The organism is Fontibacter flavus (genome assembly GCF_042432905.1).
Lineage (GTDB): Bacteria > Bacteroidota > Bacteroidia > Cytophagales > Cyclobacteriaceae > Fontibacter > Fontibacter flavus.
The window spans coordinates 71,684-88,447 of sequence record NZ_JBHLWI010000048.1; the positions used below are offsets into that span (position 1 = coordinate 71,684).

Consider the following 16,764-nt stretch of genomic DNA (forward strand, 5'->3'; position numbering starts at 1 on the left):
ATCAAGAATTGAATTCGTTTTTAAAATTATCAAACTATGAAAAAACTATTATTTACACTGACCGCGATTGTTTTGTTTAACTTTTCTTCTTTTGCCCAGTCATTGGAAGATCCAAAAGGAGAGGTGAGGTTGAATTTTCTGAACACCATTATTATCGGTTCAGTTGAGGTTGGCTATGAGCATTTTATAAGCAGTGATCAATCTATTGGTCTAGAACTCCATTTCAATGACAGGTTTAATTACAAATCTACTTCTGGAGATAAGGATTTCTCGGCCACAGCTTTCTTGTTGTCCTACAACTTCTATTTTGCCGGCGATGAAAACGGAAAGCTACATATTTCCCCTTTCTTCAAATACAGAACAGGAGATTATAGCGATACGTTAGATGGCGCTCCAAGAAACGTAAACCTTGATAGCGGTTATTTAGGATTAACGGGAGGATACCGATGGAACTTTAATAATTTTGCTTTTGGGCCATTTGTATCCGTAGCCAGAGGATTTAGCCAAGAAGTAAATGATGTTTTCAATGCTGTGGAATTTAAAGCAGGTTTGAATGTAGGTTATAGGTTCTGATAAACTTATCCGTTTATTTTAATCATGAAGGGGTCTTTTAATACCCCTTTTTGTTTTTCTTTAGGTAAATTTGTTTAAACCTTTTCAGAGATGCGTTTTGACGAATTTCCATTTTTGCGTTATGTCATCTTTTTTGTTTTGGGTATCTTGTTGTATCCTGCTTTTCTTGATTTTATATCCACACGATGGATTAAGCTTGCTTTGCTTACAGTTTTTTTGATGTATCTAATTTTGATGCTGGTCAATCATCGATCTAGATCAAATAATATTCGAGCAGTCCTACCCATTCTGGCTTATAGTCAAATAATCCTTTTTGGAGTGCTGTTTACTTTTGAAAGAGATATTGGAAAAAAACCTCATCATATTATGCATCTTGATAAAAATATCAAAGGCTATTTGGCTTTGGTACTGGCAAATGATGAGGAAAAACCAAATTCTTTTGCCAATACGGTATCGGTTAAGGCTGTATATGATGGAGAAAAGCTTGTCGCAAGTAAGGGGGAGATATTGATTTATCACCGTGCCCAATCAAAACTAGAGCCTGGTGAATTATTGTGGATTCCAGGAAGCCCACAGGCCATTTCTAAACCTAATAATCCATTTGAATTTGATTACGCTAAATTTATGCTTAGGCAACAAATTAGCCATCAACATTTTATCGCAGATAAGTTTGAAACCATCGGCTTTGTCAAAGAAATCCCAATTTCTGCTTTTTTTATGAAATTGAGGGGAGGAATCATGGAACAGATTGATTCTATGATTTTGGACCATCAGGCCAATCAAATAGCCAAAGCATTGTTGTTGGGACAGAAGAAAAGTTTGGATAAAGAGGTCAGTGAGGCATATGCCACCGCAGGGGCCATGCACGTATTGGCAGTTTCAGGTCTGCATGTAGGTATTATTTATGGCTTCTTTTTCATGTTCGTCAAGCCATATAGGCTTTCTGTCGTAAAAAGGGCAATCTATTTATCAGGGCTTATTTTATTGATTTGGTCTTATGCAATGTTGACAGGTATGTCTCCTTCAGTGATGCGGGCAGCGACTATGTTTTCTATAATGGCCTTGGCTCAAATGAAATCCAGAAGCCCTTCTATTTTCAATGCCATTGCGCTTTCAGCTTTTATTCTATTGCTCTTTGATCCATTTTTGATTTATGCAGTGGGGTTTCAGTTGTCCTATGCAGCTCTTTTTGGAATTCTGATTATTCAGCCGATTTTGGTTCGTCTATGGTTGCCGAAAAACAGTATTTTGGAATATGCTTGGCAGATCAGCACTGTCGGGATAGCTGCCCAATTGGCTACTTTTCCAATTTCGGTTTATTATTTTCAGGTGTTTCCGGTTTACTTCATACTCTCTAATCTTGTTGCCATACCTGGAGCATTTTTAATCATGTCCTTTGGGGTTCCATTTATGCTTTTGTCAAAAATCCCATTTTTGGGAGCGGGCTTGGCCTGGATATCTGAAAAACTGATCATCATGGTGAATACTTTGATTTTCTGGGTTCAGGATTTGCCTTTTTCCAGAATCTCGGAGATTTATGTGTCATCAAAGTTTGTGTGGTTTTATGTCCTTGTTTTAGGAGCCATTTTGATCTTGATATATTACCCCAATAGAAAGCTGTTATATGCCTTGACCGCATTTGTGACAGGGCTAATCCTTTTGAGGCCTTTAGAATTTTTATTCAATTCGGGTCAAAAGCAGCTCGTCTTTTATGGTCTGGAGAAGGGCATGTCCATTGATTACTTTGATGGTAGAAATTTATTCAGTTTTGATGACCTGTCAGATTCGGACAAAATGTTTAAAGTCCAACCCTATCGAGCAAGGCTCAAAGCAAGCATTAACTATCCACTTTATGCCTTCCACTTGGGAGATACCTTATTAGTATTACTGCCGGAAGGAGGGGCTGTCCAACTTGCCAAAAGCGAATTGAACTTTGAAGGGATTGGCCGGACAGCAAAGTTGTTGAGTTGGGACAATGGAAAATGGAACGAGGTGTCCAGGGAATCAAATATTGCTGTTAATGGCAATGCTTATAAATTGGTCTTTGACTGAATTGTTGAAGTATCCAAATGAAAGAAACTTTAATACCTTAAGAGACGTGGACAAATCATATTATCTGATGTTATTTTTGGAAGAGCAATGCGCGAAGTCTATCTTTCAATTGACATCAAGAGAAGAGTAACTAAGTTTGAAAATATGAACCAACCCATTATAACTTACAAAAAGGACAGGATCGGGTATCTGGAAATGAACCGACCTGAAAAAAGAAACGCGCTGAATGCAGAAATGGTTGAAGCCCTCAAATCGGCTATTGCTCAATTTGAAGAGGATGATGAAGTAAAGGTAATGGTCATTAAAGCAGCAGGAAAGGTGTTTTGTTCCGGTGCAGATCTGGCTTACCTTCAATCCTTGCAGATCAATACCTATGAAGAAAATCTGGAAGACAGCAGGAAGCTTAAGGAACTGTTTTACAAAATATACACTTCTCCGAAAGTCATTATTGCACAGATTCAGGGTCATGCTATAGCTGGAGGATGTGGTTTGGCGACAGTGTGCGATTTTTCCTTTTCGGTTCCGGAAGCAAAGTTTGGTTATACAGAGGTCAAAATCGGTTTTATTCCGGCAATTGTGAAGGTATTTTTGATCAGGAAAATCGGAGAAGGCAAAGCCAAGCAGCTTTTGTTAGACGGAGACCTGATCACATCCCAGGAGGCTAGACAATTGGGTCTGATCAACTGGATTGCAGATGCTGACGTACTTGAGGAAAAAGTATATAACTACGCACAGAAGCTGATCCTTCAGAATTCTGCTCAATCTATGGCCCTTACCAAGGAAATGATCGGTAGGGTACAGGAAAAAACGCTCGAGGAAGGTCTGGAATATGCGGCAGCCATGAATGCCAAAGCAAGGGGTACCAATGATTGCCAAAAAGGGATCGCAGCATTTTTGAATAAGGAAACTATCAACTGGTAAATTGAAAGCTCAGGCCTATCATATCCTTCAAACCGTCTTTGGCTATAGCGAATTTCGCCCGGCCCAGCTGGATATTGTGATGACCGTATTGGAGGGTAAGGATTGCTTGGCTTTACTTCCTACAGGAGGAGGGAAGTCCATTTGTTTCCAGGTGCCTGCCTTGGCAATGGATGGGATCTGCATTGTTGTCAGTCCCCTAATTGCTCTGATGAAGGATCAAGTAGACAATTTGCGAAGAAGAGGTGTGTTGGCTGCGGCTATTTACTCAGGAATGGGCAAAAGGGAAATTGATACCACTTTGGATAATTGTATATATGGCAATTATAAGTTTCTCTATGTCTCACCTGAACGTCTCAAAACAGAAATATTTATTGAGCGCTTTAAAAAGATGAAAGTCAACCTGATAGCGGTGGATGAGGCTCATTGTATCTCCCAATGGGGATATGATTTCCGTCCACCTTATCTTGAAATTGCCAATATCAGGGAATATCATCCCGATGTACCCTGCATGGCTTTGACAGCCTCAGCAACCCTTCAGGTCAAGGAAGATATCATATCAAAACTTTCTCTTAAAGATCCAGGAGTTTTTGTCCGGTCCTTCACCAGAAAAAATCTGAGTTACTCGGTCAGGTTGGTGGAAAATAAGTTAGAGAAAGCGCAAGATATTTTAGCCAAAGTGCCTGGTCCTGCTATCGTGTATGTACGGAACAGAAAGGGTACGAAAGAAATTGCTGCTGTTTTGAACAGGATGGGAATTTCTGCTACATTTTACCATGCAGGTTTGGATAATGCCACGAGGGAGTCCCGTCAGCAGGAATGGAAAAAAAATAAAATCAGGGTCATGGTAGCGACCAATGCTTTTGGGATGGGCATAGATAAGCCTGATGTTAGGTTGGTGGTGCATCTGGATTTGCCAGAAAATCTTGAAAATTATTATCAGGAAGCAGGAAGGGCAGGAAGAGATGAACTGAAGGCCTTTGCTGTTTTACTTACCAATGAACAGGATCTGAAAGTTTTGGAAGAAAGGGCTGCCTTGGCTTATCCTCCGATTGATTTTCTGAAAAAAGTCTATCAAAGTTTGGCCAATTATTACCGGATGGCAGTTGGAAGTGGATTTATGGTGAGTTTTGATTTTGATATAGGAAGCTTCACTTCTACGTACAATATAGATGTCATGATGACCTATAATGCCCTCAAGGTATTGCAGGAAGAGGATTTGTTGGAGTTAAATGAAAGTTTTTACAACCCTTCGACCATTCATTTTTTGGTCAATCAAAGCAAACTGTATGAGTTTCAGATTGCCAATGCTAAATTAGATCCGCTGATCAAGGTTTTACTCAGATCCTATGGAGGTGAGCTTTTTACAGAGTACCTGAAAGTTCAGGAAGCCAAACTGGCCAAGACGATGAACTTACCTGAGTCTGAATTGATCAAAATGCTAGAATATCTGGACCAGGTTGGTGTTCTGGCATACAATAATAGGAAAGATCAGCCTCAGGTTACCTTTTTGACAGAGCGACACGATGCAGGCAAGCTTCCTCTTAATCAAAAAAGAATTGGGGAAAGAAGACAAAATGCCGTGTCAAAAGCTGCGTCTATGGTTACTTATGTGAAGAATGACAAACTTTGCAGGGCCAATCAGATTTCCGCTTATTTCGGAGAGGAGAGCGATCATTTTTGTGGGATATGCGATGTATGTGTTGAAAACAAAAAAAAAGGCTCAAGTGACCAATCTGCGATAAAAGAAAAAATTATTCAAACTTTAACAGCTGGGAATCAGTTTTCCCTACAGACTATTCAGGAAGTTCCTGGATTGAACAATGACCTCAAGACCGTCGAATTACTTCGGGAATTGGAAGATGAGGGTCTGATTGTGTCAGAACCCAGCGGTATATATAAACTTAAGCATTGATGGCTTCATTCATAGATGATGTACTGGGGAAATTATTCCCCAAAAAGTCCAGACCAATTCAAATCAAGGAGAATTTTATACAATCTGATTCCGAAAAGGAAATCAGTGAACAGTGGGAATTCACTAAAGAAGGGACTTCATTATTAAAATTGGTGGCCAAAAATTATCATTTCAAAAAATCAGGGATTAATAGCCACCCTGAGGTACATATTCTCAATTCTCCTTATGCTAATGGATTTGCGGTATCTTATGATTCTCCCTTTAATGAAAAAACTTTTTCCCATATTTTCTTTGCTTTTGGCAAGCGAGTATTAGATTTGGGATATCATCGCGTCAGTTTGGATAGGAAGATTGAAGAAATCAATGATCAGGTCAAAATGACGGAAAAACAATATTTCAAGCCACCTCTGAGCCATGTGGATCTTTCAGAAAAGATCAATCAGCTTTACGGTAATATCAGTATTGAAAAGGTGAGCATTGACGATAAGCCCAGTTTTATTAAGGTTTTGGTCACAGTATATTCAGACCGATTATATCTGGATGCGAAGCCATTTGATGAGTTTATCGATGAATTGTTTGAAACTAACCCATGATGAATAGACAATCCTTAAGATCAAGTTTAGAAAATTATAGGACGCCATTTGAGGAAGAGGCTTCTTTCAAGAAAGACTTTATTGACTTAACTTTTGATGATCTGGCCTTTGTCAGGGAAAGACTGGCCGGTCATTTTACAGGTTCGGCTTGGATAGTCAACAAAAGGAGGACCCATACTTTATTGACCTTGCACCGAAAACTTAACCGTTGGTTACAGTTGGGAGGTCATGCGGATGGCAATGAAAATCTCCTTGAAGTGGCCATGAATGAAGCCAGAGAAGAAAGCGGATTGACTTCTTTGCGGTTTGTGGATTCCGGTATTTTTGATATCGATAGACACGTCATTCCCGCCAAAGGAGATGTTCCTGAGCATTTTCATTATGATGTCAGGTTTCTGATTGAAGCTGAGATGAATGAACCCTTAGTGATTTCGGAAGAAAGTCATGACCTTGCGTGGATACCCTTTGACTCGGTTCAGGATTTGGTGGGTTCCAATGCTTCAATTTTGAGGATGTTGGAAAAAACAAGTAAATCAGAAATTTTGCTTTGAAGCAAATTAATAAAATGAACAAATATCAATCGGAGGAAGTGAAAGCCTCCTTTTCTTTTTCTTTACCGATACAGGTTCGTTTTTCAGATATAGATGGGTATATGCATGTGAATAATGGCATATATTTTAATTATTTGGAACATGGCAGGGCGGCGTTTTTGTATCAGGCTTGCGGATGGGATGTCATGAAGGTGGGTACAGTAGTGGCCAATATCAATATCGATTACCGTTTGCCAATTCATATGCTGGACCGACCTGAGGTATTTGTGAAGTGTTCGAATATCGGTAACTCATCTTTCGTTTTGGAACAAGTGATTATGGGAGAAACTGAAAAGGGTGATCTCAGGATATTTGCTCAAGCCTCAACCACTATGGTGGCTGTTGATATGAAAACCATGAGTCCGGTCCGGATACCAGAGGAATATGCATCAAAATTGCGAGATTAATCCTCTGAAGAAGCACAAATCCTTATCTTTGTGCGAAAATTAGGAAATCGTGAGAAATAAAAGTTATTGGTTGCTCCTCTTGATCCTGCTAGGAGCTTGTAGTCCTTCGGAAGAAGAACTTTTTGATGAAGGTGTCAGGTTAATGGAGGCTTCCCAATATCAGAAAGCCATTGAATATTTTGATAGGGTAGTAGAACAGAATCCACAGAATACCTCTGCCTATAATGCCAAAGGGGTAGCACTATTTCAGCAAGCGAAATATGATGAAGCAATAGAAGCTTTCTCTTCTTCTATTGAAATTGATCCCAATTCTTACAAGCCTTACTTTAATCGTGGAAATGCTCATTTGGAGAAAAAATCATTCAAAGAAGCATTGTTGGATTATAATATGGCTAATGGATTGGATCCAAGTCAGGGAGACATTTATTACAATAGAGGCTTAGCCCTATTGGGTTTGGAAGAATATGAAGATGCTATATTTGACTTTGATGTGGTACTTCAGTCCAATCCCAATCATGCATTAGCCCAGTTTAATAAAGCAAAAGCTCAATTGGGAAACAATGACCCTGTGGCTGCTATTGAATCACTTCAGAGAACTGTTTCATTGGACAATAGAAATGGGGCGGCATTTTATCTTCTTGGCGTAACACAAATGAGTGCTTTTGGGCAAAAAGAAGAAGGATGTCAAAATTTGAAAACAGCATTAGGCTTGGGCTTTTCTGAAGCTAAAAGCTGGATTGATGATTTTTGTCAGAACTGATGGCTTCTCTAGGGAAAGATATTGATGCGGCCAAAGCCATTCTGGAGACAGGAGAATTAGTAGGAATTCCTACCGAGACTGTTTACGGTCTCGCAGGAAATGCCCTGAATCCTGATGCTGTTGCTAAAATCTTTGCTGTTAAGAACAGACCCAGTTTTGACCCATTGATTCTACATACCTCTTCTATGGAAAGGGTTTCGGATTTTACTTTGGGGATACCTAAAGCACTTTCGATCCTTGCAGAGAAATTTTGGCCGGGTCCCTTGACCTTGCTTTTGCCTAAAAAGGATTCTGTTCCGGATTTGGTGACAAGTGGTCTGGAAACAGTAGCGGTTAGGGTACCCAATCATCCTTTGACACAAGAATTGCTTGCCAACCTTGATTTTCCATTAGCAGCACCCAGTGCGAATCCTTTTGGTTACATCAGTCCAACCAAAGCAAGCCATGTCAACGACCAACTTGGTGATAAAATCAGCTATATTCTGGATGGGGGAGATTGCGAAGTTGGACTCGAAAGTACCATTGTGGGGATGGAAGGAAATCAGGTGACCGTATATAGGTTAGGAGGGTTAGATATTAGGAAAATCGAATCTTTGGTTGGGAAAGTTCAAGTGATGGCCCATTCCAGCAGCAATCCAAAATCCCCTGGGATGTTGAAAAGTCACTATGCACCTTCCAAACCCTTTGTTTTGGGAGATTTGTCTCAACTTATAAAAATTCACCAGCAAAAGGGAACATCTTTTGCAGTATTGTCTTTTTCAGACAAATTTCCTGAGGTTTCTGACGACCATCAAATACAACTAAGTCCGGCAAAAGACCTTTCTGAGGCAGCTAAAAATCTTTTTGCTGCTATGAGAACTTTGGATAACATGGATGTTTCTGTAATTTTATCAGAGTATTTGCCGGAGGAGGGCTTGGGTAGAGCAGTTAATGATAGGTTGAGAAGAGCTTCGGTAAATGAAACTGTGTAGGTTTTGATGTCTACAGCAGTTTTTGAAAATTAATTTGGCTACAAACCTTTTAAACAATAACAACATGAACAAAAGAATCAAAAGTGTGGACAATCTAGATTTTAAAGGTAAAAGAGCCTTAATCCGGGTAGATTTTAATGTCCCATTGGATGAGCACCAAAACGTTTCTGATGATACCCGTATCAGAGCAGCAATACCGACAATTGAGAAGATTTTAAAAGATGGAGGTGCTGTAATTTTGATGTCCCACTTGGGCAGACCAAAAGATGGACCGACAGATAAATATTCTCTGAGACATGTAGTTGGTAATCTTCAACAGTTATTGGGTAAAACAGTCAAATTTGCTCCGGACTGTGTTGGTGATGAAGCCAAAAACCTCGCAGCAGGACTTCAACCTGGAGAGGTGCTTTTGTTGGAAAATCTCAGGTTTTATAAGGAAGAAGAAAAAGGAGACGAGGCATTTGCTGAGAAATTGTCAAAGCTTGGAGATATTTATGTAAATGATGCTTTCGGTACCGCCCATAGGGCACATGCCTCTACGGCAGTGATTGCTAAATTTTTCAATACTAAAGCAACTGGGTATTTGATGCTTTCGGAATTGGAGAATGCAGATAAAGTACTTGAAAATCCTGAAAGACCTTATACGGCCATTATGGGAGGTGCTAAGATTTCAGATAAAATCTTGATCATCGAGAGATTGTTGGAAAAAGTCGATAATCTGATTATCGGAGGTGGCATGTCTTATACTTTTTCCAAGGCTAAAGGAGGAACAATCGGAGACTCACTTTGTGAAGAAGATAAGTTGGATTATGTCCTTGAGCTGATGCGAAAAGCAGAAGATAAAGGGGTTAAGATCATCCTTCCATTGGATACCGTAACTTCTAGGGCATTTGCCAATGACGCAGAGCAAGGATTGGCCAAAGCAGGTGAAATTCCGGATGGCTGGATGGGATTGGACATTGGACCAGAGACCAGGAAATTATTCGCTGAAGTGATCAAATCTTCCAAGACTATCCTTTGGAATGGCCCTATGGGTGTATTTGAAATGAGCAGCTTTGTACATGGAACTGTAGCCGTGGCAGAAGCGATAGCTGAGGCAACTGAAAGAGGAGCTTTCTCCCTAATTGGAGGTGGTGATTCTGCCGCCGCAGTGAATAAATTTGGTTTTACAGATAAGGTGTCCTATGTCTCTACAGGAGGAGGTGCTTTATTGGAACATATGGAAGGAAAAGTGCTTCCAGGTGTTGCAGCTTTGATGCCCTGAACAAAGGTGATCTTATGAAGCATTGAAAAAGAAGGTCTGTTTTGGCCTTCTTTTTTGTTTTTCTGACTATGATAGACAGGTCAAAGCGCTCTTTTTGCCTGATCATGAAAGATTTGGCGTAATTCAATTGTTCTTATTGCTCAAATTAGTATTTTTAAAATTGGTTTTCGGTTATCAAGAAGCACTACTTCACCGTGTACAAGTTTGATTTCATGTTAGCGTTCAACTTTTGAAGATGTTATGAACAAAGTTTTAATTCCCTTGATTTTCTTGGCTTTATTCACCTCTGCTTGCGTGGAGGTCGAAGAGATTAGTGGTGGCTGTGAGGTTTATCTGAAAAGAGCAGATGGATCCACTTGGTTCTATGAAATCAAGGAAGACGTAAGAAGAAATAAGGATACAGGTGTTTTTACTTATCGTGACGAAAACGGAAAGCTTTGGTCAATCAATCAGGATGAAGAAGGGAAATGGTGGTCAAAAAGTACTGAAGAAAATCCTGTAGAAGTTGAAAGAATTGTTTGTGGAGAGAAGGTCTATTTAGAAGAAGAACAAGAAGAGGCCGGGTAATGTAGGTCTCCCGGCCTAATCATATTTTAAATTACTTTTTATACTTGGAAGTTCGATTGTCCTGAATCACCCCACTCCAGTTCATACCAAAAGCAAAATCATAAACATTTCCCATTTCATCGATATGGCATTTCATATCATGCGCCACATCTTCAAATTGTTCTTCCACAGTTTTCATATTTGCAGGCATTTGTATTGGTAATAAGGCTGAAGGCTCAGTTCTTCCGGAGAGAATGTCCAGAATTGCCTGGTCTTGAACACCGAAATGTAAAAGAACACTGTTTACTGAATTTTCAAACTCACTGAAGACCATAGGATTGCCTGTAGATATGATGGTGATGACAGGTTTTTCGCCCATTGCTTTTTTAGTTTCCAATATGATCTCCAATTCTTTCAGGTTCGCCGCCGTGATGGATTTGTTTTTGTAAGTTCTGTTAGTGACCTCAGGAGCGATTACAGGGTCACCTGCCGCTATACTTTTTTCCCGGGCATATTCAGCTTTATATGTGCCATATTGTAAGCTGATGGGAACATAGCCATTACCGCCTTTTTCTCTGTCTTCAGGATCATAACCAGTTCCTGATTCCGGATTACTGACAAAAACCAGTGCAAAATCAGCTTCATCCGGACTCTCAACCAAGTCAAAGTATTTCTTTGCGATTTCTAAATTAATTGCATCTACCCATTTCTCTTCAGATTTAACCCCCCACCAATTGGTAGTGGACGGAATGAATTTTTTGGGAATATATACCTTGCTTTTTTCGTTCAGTGGCAATACGTTATCCTTGTTTTTCAATAGTACGATTGATTTCAACTGGGCATCGTAGCCTTCTTTCATAAAGGAAGCATTTCCTACAATGTTTTTGGTTTCTTGAGGGTCCAAATAAGGATTTTCAAACAGTCCTGGCTGGAAAATATTTCTGAGCAACCTTACCGCAGATTGCTCAAACCTAGCTCTCATCCATGTTTCACCATGTTCCACAACCCCCATTTGATATGCTGCTAGCACGGGCTTGATATCATTGTTTCCTCCAAATTGATCAGCCCCGGCCATCAGTACTTTATAGTGTCTTTCCTCAATGGTTTTGTCTTCCATTCCCCATGGTTTGCCCATGAAAATTTCCGGTTGAGGGCCTTCATTACCTGTTACGCCCCAGTCTGTACAGATGACACCTTCATATCCGTATTTTTCTCTTAATAAATCCGTGATGATATATTTATTGTACACATTGGCTGTATTTTCTTGGTATTTGGTGTCCTGATCATAGGAAATAGTATAATATGGCATGACTGCGGTGGCTGACTTAGTCTTGCCGTTTAATTTAAATGCTCCCTCAGTAAAAGGGATCAGGTGTTCTTCAAAGTTGTTGCCGGGATAAACTGCAAATTTACCATAAGCAAAGTGCCCGTCCCTTCCTCCTTCTTCAGGCCCTCCGCTTGGCCAATGTTTGACCATTGTATTGACACTGTGAAATCCCCATCCCATGCCGATCTCATGTTCTCCTTTGGAGCTTTGAAAGCCATCTACATAAGCTCTGGCCATGTCGGCTGATAATCTTGAATCTTCACCAAATGTCCCCTTCAGTCTATTCCATCGTGGCTCCGTCCCCAAGTCAATTTGTGGAGAAAGGGCAGTAGCCAATCCCAAAGCCCTGTATTCAATGGAAGCTACTTCGCCAAATCTCTCCACTAATGAGGGGTCAAAGGTGGCAGCCAAACCCAATGATTCGGGCCACATGGAAATACTTCCCCCTGAACCTGCATTGTACTCTGTACTTGCTACAGGACCATGCCTTGGGTCAGAGCTGTTGTTGGCAGGTATTCCCAAACCCAGCCCTTCTACTAATTCCTGGGCATAATTGTTCCATTGTGCCGCAATTTCCGGACTTTCAACCCGTGTAATCAGCACATGTCGCAAATTATCTTCAGTTAGGAACTTTTTCTGCTGGTCGGATAAGGAGGATGTTGGCATACCGCTTTCATGGATGGGCTTACCTCCATAAGTTCCTGCACCGAAGCCTCCTGCTGCAGCAGGAATTGATTGGTGAGAGGAATAAAGCATTAAACCAGCGATTTGTTCTACGGACATTTTTGAAGCCAGATCTTTTGCCCTTTCATCCACTGGTAGTCTCCAGTCTTCATACTTATCCAATTGACCATTTTTATTGAGGTCTTTGAATTTCAGCCCTTCTTGATCCAAAATACTTACTCCTGAATTTTTGGAATATCCCAAATTAGGACCCATAGATTGTTTTAAGATGACTATATCACCATCCAATTGGGTTTCTGAAACAGAATTCTTTTCGCAGGAAAAAAGAAAGGCTGTACCTAATGAGACTATAATAACTGCAGTTTTACTCCTGATCATATGCTTAAATTTTTACTAATATAACCCATAATGTAAAAAACACATAATGAATTGTTTCCCATATTGAAAAAATGACTAAATTTTGGCCCTCAAAAGCAATGCGCAGACCAATCTTAAGGCATTACAGCCATTTATATGAATACTTTCCAATAGCCAATAAAAAACCAATTATATTTCCTGAAATTCAATAACCTATGATAACCAACAACAAGTTATTAAGGACCGTAATGATGGTCCTAACCTTAGTAGTGGTTTTTGCTTCATGTAATAAGAGAAGTGGGAAGCCCAAAGTGCTGGTATTCAGCAAAACTGCAGGTTTTTATCATGAATCCATACCTGATGGTATAGCTGCAATCCAAAAACTTGGTGCGGAAAATGGCTTCGAAGTAGATACGACCACCAATGCAGCATTTTTCAATGAAGAAAACCTGAAGCAGTACTCTGCAGTCATTTGGCTAAGTACCACAGGAAATGTATTGGATCATTATCAGGAAGCTGATTTTGAGAGGTATATACAGGCTGGAGGAGGCTATGTGGGCATACATGCGGCCACAGATACCGAATATGAGTGGGGTTGGTACAATAGATTGGCTGGAGGGTATTTTTCTTACCACCCAGGAATCGGAGATCCACACCCAAATGTTCAGGATGGAAAATTAAATGTTACGAATAGAGAACATCAAAGCACCCGTTTTTTACCAGAAATCTGGAACAGAAGAGATGAGTGGTATCATTTCAAGAAGTTGAACCCGGATGTCAATGTACTGATGGACATTGATGAAGACAGCTATCAACAAACCCAACCTATGGGTTATCATCCAATGGCATGGTATCATGAATACGACGGCGGAAGGGCATGGTATACTGCTGGTGGACATACCAAGGAGTCTTTTACCGAAGAATTGTTTGTGCAGCATTTGTTGGAAGGGATCAAATATGCTATAGGTGACAATAAGAAACTTGATTATTCCAAGGCTAAAACCCAGAGAGTTCCAGAGGAAAATAGATTTGAGAAAAAAACATTGGCATTGGGGGAGTTTACCGAACCTACAGAAATGACCATATTGCCAAATCTGGACATCCTCATTGCACAAAGGAGAGGTGAAGTTTTATTGTATAAAAATGGTGACACCACTGTAAGAGAGGTTGCTAAATTTGATGTGTATTGGAAAACAAATATACCTGGAGTCAATGCAGAAGAAGGACTAATGGGTATTCAAAAGGATCCTAATTTTGATAAAAATGGACATGTATTTGTTTTTTATAGTCCAACTGGAGAAAAAGAGATCAACAGACTATCCAGGTTTACTTTCAAGAATGATACCTGGGACATGTCATCCGAAAAAATTATTCTGGAACTGTATTCACAAAGAAACATTTGTTGTCATACTGGAGGGTCTATAGCTTTTGACAAGGATGGCCTGTTGTATCTTTCCACAGGAGATAACTCTACTCCATTTGACCAGGCAAACAGTAAGTTCGTCAATAGGGGGTATGCTCCTTTGGATGACCGCCCTGGGTTCGAGCAGTTTGATGCTAGAAGGAGTTCCGGTAACGCAAATGACCTGAGAGGTAAAATCATCAGAATCAAAGTAAATGAAGATGGTACTTATGATATACCTGAAGGCAATCTCTATCCTAAAGGAACAGAAGGTACAAGACCTGAGATTTATGTACAGGGAAATAGGAATCCATATAGGATTTCCATTGATCAGAAAACAGGCTTTTTGTATTGGGGAGAGGTAGGACCTGATGCCAACCCGGACAGTTTGGATACAAGGGGGCCTAGAGGCTATGATGAGGTCAACCAAGCCAGAAAAGCAGGTAATTTTGGATGGCCGTTTTTTGTGGGTGATAATTATGCCTATGTGGATTATGATTATGCTACAGGGAAGTCAGGCGCTCCTTATGATATTGCCAAGCCTGTCAATAATTCCAAAAACAATACAGGTATCCGTGAATTGCCTGCTGCACAACCTGCATTTATCTGGTACCCATATGGTGCTTCTCCTGATTTTCCTCAAGTAGGAACTGGCGGAAGGAATGCAATGGCCGGACCTGTCTACTATTCCGATATGTTCCCAAAAGACACGCGATATCCTTCTTATTATGATGGTAAGCTCTTTATTTATGACTGGGTAAGGGGTTGGATCAAAGCTGTGACGATGCAGCCAAATGGGGATTTTGATAAAATGGAACCATTTATGGCAGGAACCAAATTCAATGCCTTGATAGATATGGAAGTGGGGCCCGATGGGAAAATTTACGTGCTTGAATATGGAAATGGTTGGTTTACCAAAAACCCAGATTCAGGCTTGTTCAGAATTGATTATAATGGAGGCAACAGAACTCCAGTTGTGAATTCAATTACAGTAGATAAAACGTCAGGAGCGATTCCTTTCACAGCTACATTTGCAGCTGATGCCCAAGACCCTGAAAATGATCCTTTGACTTATACCTGGGACCTTGGGAATGGAGAAAAAATCACGACCAATGAACCCGAATTGACATATACCTTCAAGCAAATTGGAGATTATGATGTACAGGTAGAAGTAAGTGATCCTGGTAAACTTAAGGCAAAAAGCTTGATATCTTCTGTCTATGCGGGAAATATAGCACCTGAGGTGAATATCAGTATCAAAGGAAATCAGACTTTTTATTTCCCAGGTTCCCCAATCGCTTATGAAGTGAAAGTCAATGACCCTGATGATGCCAGTGCGGGCCAAGATCTTTCAACTCTATATGTTTCTGCCGATTATATTTCTGGTTTGGATCAGGCAGAAGCGTCTAAAGGGCACCTGATTATGACTGAAGCCATGGTTGGCAAAAGCCTGATCAGTTCATTGACCTGTAAGACATGTCATAAGGAAGATGAGGCATCTATTGGGCCTTCTTATGTAGAAGTAGCACGTAAATACAGGAGAAATCCAAATGGTGTTTCTTATTTGATCAACAAGATCCAAAAAGGAGGTGGTGGTGTATGGGGTGAAACAGCCATGCCTGCTAACCCAGACCTGAAAAATGATGATGCCAGCAAGGTAGTAGCCTACATCCTTTCTTTGGGAAGTAGGACAGAAGAAAGACCTTCTTTAGCAGCAACAGGTACTGTTGATCCAACTGTAGGAAAAAGCCTGAGTGAAACGGGTGTTTTTGTGCTTTCTGCCAGCTTTACAGATAAAGGAGGTGAGAATATCAAACCACTTACAGGTAATACATCAATTACTTTGAGAAACCCTGTAATCAGTACCGCAGAGGCAAAGCAACTTGACGGCTTTAGTTTGATGAGCTTCGGAGGGAGGACTTTCATGTTGATCCCTTCTTCACCAGCTTCTTTTGCGCTCAAAAATATTGACCTGACAGAAATAGGATCGTTGGTATTGATGGGAGGGGGACAGGAACCTTCCAATCAAGGTTTCAGTGTAGAGGCGCGATTAGGCAGCCCTACCGGTACTAAGATTGGAGAAGGCCAGTTTAAGGTTTCAGCTCAAGGTCAGGGTGGTCTTAACTTTGGTGTGAGCACCATAGAGGTCCATCTGAGCAATGCCCAAGCCGGAAAGTTACAGGATCTCTATTTTGTAACTAAGCCAGTGGCAGGGGATGAGCCTACGGCAGCTTTGATGTCAGTAGAATTTAAGAAAAAGTAAGTTGAATCATAAAAATCAAAAAAGGGGCTGTCCGAAAAGGGCAGCCTTTTTTATGCTGCAATTTTTTGATTTTGAAAATCTAAAGTCATGATTGGGGATTTTTGATTAGATTTTTTCCTTGACACGTATAATACTGGTCGAC

General features: G+C 40.4%; 13 protein-coding genes. 12 read left to right on the forward strand and 1 reads right to left on the reverse strand.

Translation table 11 applies throughout. The features are described from left to right. Positions 1-36: 36 nt before the first annotated feature. From ACFFIP_RS16530 to ACFFIP_RS16580, 11 genes are all read left to right on the forward strand, one after another. Positions 37-573, forward strand: coding sequence for a DUF3575 domain-containing protein (locus ACFFIP_RS16530; RefSeq protein WP_382388824.1), 537 nt, complete (start codon positions 37-39; stop codon positions 571-573). A gap of 90 nt (positions 574-663) precedes the next feature. Beyond that, a complete protein-coding gene (locus tag ACFFIP_RS16535; protein WP_382388825.1) occupies positions 664-2,625 on the forward strand; it encodes a ComEC/Rec2 family competence protein in 1,962 nt (653 codons plus the stop codon). Between the two features lie 144 nt (positions 2,626-2,769). Further along, positions 2,770-3,546: an enoyl-CoA hydratase/isomerase family protein gene (locus tag ACFFIP_RS16540; RefSeq protein ID WP_382388826.1), complete on the forward strand. Its 777-nt coding sequence runs from the start codon at positions 2,770-2,772 to the stop codon at positions 3,544-3,546. Between the two features lies 1 nt (position 3,547). Continuing rightward, the gene (locus ACFFIP_RS16545; RefSeq protein ID WP_382388828.1) at positions 3,548-5,458 is read left to right on the forward strand and encodes a RecQ family ATP-dependent DNA helicase; all 1,911 of its coding nucleotides are present in this window, start codon (positions 3,548-3,550) and stop codon (positions 5,456-5,458) included. After that, positions 5,458-6,051: a hypothetical protein gene (locus tag ACFFIP_RS16550; protein ID WP_382388829.1), complete on the forward strand. Its 594-nt coding sequence runs from the start codon at positions 5,458-5,460 to the stop codon at positions 6,049-6,051. Before ACFFIP_RS16545 ends, ACFFIP_RS16550 begins: the two co-directional genes overlap by 1 nt. After that, positions 6,051-6,602: an NUDIX hydrolase gene (locus tag ACFFIP_RS16555; RefSeq protein ID WP_382388836.1), complete on the forward strand. Its 552-nt coding sequence runs from the start codon at positions 6,051-6,053 to the stop codon at positions 6,600-6,602. Before ACFFIP_RS16550 ends, ACFFIP_RS16555 begins: the two co-directional genes overlap by 1 nt. 14 nt (positions 6,603-6,616) lie before the next feature. Beyond that, entirely contained in the window at positions 6,617-7,048 is a 432-nt protein-coding gene (locus ACFFIP_RS16560; protein WP_382388830.1) for an acyl-CoA thioesterase, read from the forward strand. Positions 7,049-7,097: 49 nt separating this feature from the next. After that, positions 7,098-7,808, forward strand: a complete 711-nt coding sequence (locus ACFFIP_RS16565; RefSeq protein ID WP_382388831.1) for a tetratricopeptide repeat protein — start codon at positions 7,098-7,100, stop codon at positions 7,806-7,808. Further along, positions 7,808-8,779: an L-threonylcarbamoyladenylate synthase gene (locus ACFFIP_RS16570; RefSeq protein ID WP_382388837.1), complete on the forward strand. Its 972-nt coding sequence runs from the start codon at positions 7,808-7,810 to the stop codon at positions 8,777-8,779. The genes ACFFIP_RS16565 and ACFFIP_RS16570 overlap by 1 nt, the downstream gene beginning before the upstream one ends. Positions 8,780-8,843: 64 nt before the next feature. Beyond that, a complete protein-coding gene (locus ACFFIP_RS16575; RefSeq protein WP_382388832.1) occupies positions 8,844-10,043 on the forward strand; it encodes a phosphoglycerate kinase in 1,200 nt (399 codons plus the stop codon). Positions 10,044-10,283: 240 nt separating this feature from the next. Beyond that, positions 10,284-10,610 (forward strand): hypothetical protein, encoded by a 327-nt coding sequence (locus ACFFIP_RS16580; RefSeq protein WP_382388833.1) that lies wholly within the window; start codon positions 10,284-10,286, stop codon positions 10,608-10,610. A 31-nt stretch (positions 10,611-10,641) separates the two neighbouring features. On the opposite strand, the gene ACFFIP_RS16585 is transcribed toward ACFFIP_RS16580, so the two are convergent. Further along, positions 10,642-12,978, reverse strand: a complete 2,337-nt coding sequence (locus tag ACFFIP_RS16585) for a glycoside hydrolase family 3 protein (RefSeq protein WP_382388834.1) — start codon at positions 12,976-12,978, stop codon at positions 10,642-10,644. 194 nt (positions 12,979-13,172) lie between these two features. Here ACFFIP_RS16585 and ACFFIP_RS16590 point away from each other — a divergent pair, with 194 nt between their 5' ends. Beyond that, entirely contained in the window at positions 13,173-16,622 is a 3,450-nt protein-coding gene (locus ACFFIP_RS16590) for a ThuA domain-containing protein (protein WP_382388835.1), read from the forward strand. The last annotated feature ends 142 nt before the right edge of the window (positions 16,623-16,764 follow it).

Excerpts from the sequence above, each read along its gene's own strand:
- ACFFIP_RS16540 (WP_382388826.1), top strand. The coding sequence starts at position 2,770 with ATGAACCAACCCATTATAACTTACAAAAAGGACAGGATCGGGTATCTG.
- ACFFIP_RS16530 (WP_382388824.1), top strand. The coding sequence starts at position 37 with ATGAAAAAACTATTATTTACACTGACCGCGATTGTTTTGTTTAACTTT.
- ACFFIP_RS16585 (WP_382388834.1), bottom strand. The coding sequence starts at position 12,978 with ATGATCAGGAGTAAAACTGCAGTTATTATAGTCTCATTAGGTACAGCC.
- ACFFIP_RS16575 (WP_382388832.1), top strand. The coding sequence starts at position 8,844 with ATGAACAAAAGAATCAAAAGTGTGGACAATCTAGATTTTAAAGGTAAA.
- ACFFIP_RS16535 (WP_382388825.1), top strand. The coding sequence starts at position 664 with ATGCGTTTTGACGAATTTCCATTTTTGCGTTATGTCATCTTTTTTGTT.
- ACFFIP_RS16580 (WP_382388833.1), top strand. The coding sequence starts at position 10,284 with ATGAACAAAGTTTTAATTCCCTTGATTTTCTTGGCTTTATTCACCTCT.
- ACFFIP_RS16555 (WP_382388836.1), top strand. The coding sequence starts at position 6,051 with ATGAATAGACAATCCTTAAGATCAAGTTTAGAAAATTATAGGACGCCA.
- ACFFIP_RS16570 (WP_382388837.1), top strand. The coding sequence starts at position 7,808 with ATGGCTTCTCTAGGGAAAGATATTGATGCGGCCAAAGCCATTCTGGAG.
- ACFFIP_RS16560 (WP_382388830.1), top strand. The coding sequence starts at position 6,617 with ATGAACAAATATCAATCGGAGGAAGTGAAAGCCTCCTTTTCTTTTTCT.
- ACFFIP_RS16550 (WP_382388829.1), top strand. The coding sequence starts at position 5,458 with ATGGCTTCATTCATAGATGATGTACTGGGGAAATTATTCCCCAAAAAG.
- ACFFIP_RS16590 (WP_382388835.1), top strand. The coding sequence starts at position 13,173 with ATGATAACCAACAACAAGTTATTAAGGACCGTAATGATGGTCCTAACC.